The following is a 2,508-nucleotide window of genomic DNA, read 5'->3' on the forward strand; positions in this document are numbered from 1 at the left end:
GACGAGGTTCTTATCTGTGGCCGTCACCGACAGCCGGTCATCCCACCCGATAGACTTGCTCACCAGAAAGGTGCACCCGCTTCTACAAAGGACATGGCGTAGACAACCACATCCTTGCAGGTCGGGTACACCTTTCCTTGATCACCCTCGATACCCGCTATCTACTCTGAATAGCGGAGGTGAGCTGCGCGCCCGCGCCTCGACGAGCGCGCTGATGACCGCATCCGCCGGAACGCCGCTCCTCCCGGGAGCGGCGGCAGAAGGCGATGGCGGCACCGTCCGCGCCACTTCTGCGGACCCGAGTGCAACTGGCCGCCAGTCGTCCAGTCCGGTGGCGGCTTCCAGGGCGGGCATCCGGGGTAACAGTGGTACTGCCCCAAAGGCCGTCACGGACAGATACGGCAGCCGGGTGCGCCTTCCCGGCCACCGCACCTTTCGGGGTCGTCCCGCCTCTGTAGTGAGCTCAGCAGGGATGCCTACAACGCGCTTTCGTGCAGGTCATTCGGCCGGATCAAGAACACGCCGACGACTGAAGCGACCAGCGCCACTGCGGCTGTGATGACCATGACGTCGGTCAACCCATCCACGATCTTGTCTTCGCGCGACCCGGCCGCGTGTCCATCAGGCACCAAGACTTTGCTCACTGCTGGGCGGAGTACGTCTCGGTACAACCATGGCATCGATCTCCGGAATGTCGATGCCTGCACGCTGAAGATCCTGGCAGTCATGCGCGAGCCAGCGTCGGGTTGAGCTGGCCCTGATCTCCGAGTGGTTGGAGTGCTGCGGGCGTTGCTCGACAACGCGATCTACGCATCATTCAGCTGGACTACAACCTGGCCGGATGCATCATAGCCAATAACGGCAGTGATGTCGGAGCTGCTCATCCCGTTATGCGCAGGACCGCTCCTGGGTAACCAAACAGCGTACGCACCGACTTGGCCACCTTCAACCGCTGGCAGCGGGTGAACGGCTGCCGTGACAGTCGTCCCGAACATAGTTACGGCGACACTGGCGACGTTGCCACGTACGACCCCAACCAAGATGACCTTCTGTTGCTGGGGGTCTAGGGGCGCGACGTAGGGCACCGGCTTGGCGGGCAGTATCGGCGGACCGTCGCCGAGAAGGAGCGCCGGGGGGGCCGGATTGCAAGAGACGAATTTGTTCGCCGCGTCGCCTCTGCCCCCTGACCGTGTGCGAGCAGAGCGAACACAGAAGACACCTTCGTCCAGCCAGGCAGTGGTCTCCCAGTCGGGCACCGAGGCGTCTAAGACTACGGAGGGATGCTCGTCCGAGGGAAGAGATGTTTCGATGGGGACAGAAGGCTCCGCAGTCCCACATGCTGAGACCGAAAGGAGTCCGGCCGCGACGGTCAGGATGACGCGAGAGCGCATGACCGAAGTATATCGGGCATTGCAAGCTAGTGGGCGTCTTAACCCCAGACCATGATCTGACGCCCCAGAAGGCAGCTTCATTGAGCATCCGCGAAACGTGGCGGAAGGCGCCGAAAGCTGCAGTCATTCATTCGCTCTGCAATCTTCGATCGCCCCCGGAAGAGCTGCTTACGACCAATCGCATCTCACGCCATCAAGCAAGCCATTTCACAGGTCCTGCGGCGGCCAGGGCCGCCGCAGGACCAGCCTCAGTCCATCAGCACCCGAAGCAGGCGTAAGTCCACCCGATACGGAATGAAGTCGACCAACTAGAGCCATCGATGGGGGCGGATCGCAGGGTGTGAGCGCCACCAGCCGACCTACTGTCCGACGAGCCACCAGTGCTGTCGCCATGCCATTCCACCTTGTGGAAGGTTCGATTCCACGTCACATCCCAGCCGTCGCTGCACAGCGGAACACTAAATCCAAGCTCGACAAACTGGGAAAGACCAATGTTGAAGTTGGTGCAAGTGCTGGGGCCATTCGTGCTAGATGAGGGAGACGCTTCGACGATATCGAAGGCCGCGGGGGAGGGATTCCAGTTAGTGTGCTCGGTCGATATATATCCCTTCTGGAGCTCCTTGCCGCCGCCAAGAACTCCAGTGCCCCAGCCATGCGCCGTTCCGCTGTGCGCGGCGTAGGCGGTGTCACCTGCGAATTGCACCTCGTAGTACAAGCCGCACCCTGACCATTCGAACTTCGGATCCGGCTCAACATCCTCGCTATACGCACACCAGGAATCAGTGATCGGTGGGGTGTCCAGGGCAGCCTTGCCCTGCGAGGTTGCGTATAGCTGGGCTCGAGACTGGCTCATCCCGGCCGCGAGTGCGTCGGAGTAGACGCTACGACCCGCCGCCCCGTAGGCGGTTGCAGTATGGAGCCGGTTGAGAGTCCGCCGCTTCGTCACCGAGATGGCACGGTCATAGCTGCGGCGGCCGTCTGCCATCGTTGCACGGGCGTTTCAAGATCATCTTACGGTGGGTAGTGGTCACCACGTCGGCGTGTCGAATGGGGACGAAGCTCCGTTAGGACGAGGTCTTCTCACGGATCTGGTCCACCCGGAGCTTCGTCATGGCGC

Annotated in this window: 1 protein-coding gene; it reads right to left on the reverse strand. The window is 61.8% G+C overall.

Annotated features, from left to right (window positions below; all coding sequences use genetic code 11):
• Nucleotides 1-476: 476 nt before the first annotated feature.
• A complete protein-coding gene (locus tag F8271_RS32745) occupies nt 477-644 on the reverse strand; it encodes a hypothetical protein (RefSeq protein ID WP_192580542.1) in 168 nt (55 codons plus the stop codon).
• Between the last annotated feature and the right edge of the window lie 1,864 nt (nt 645-2,508).

Origin of the sequence: Micromonospora sp. ALFpr18c, assembly GCF_008868155.1 — a bacterium.
In the GTDB taxonomy this organism is placed as follows: Bacteria; Actinomycetota; Actinomycetes; order Mycobacteriales; family Micromonosporaceae; genus Micromonospora.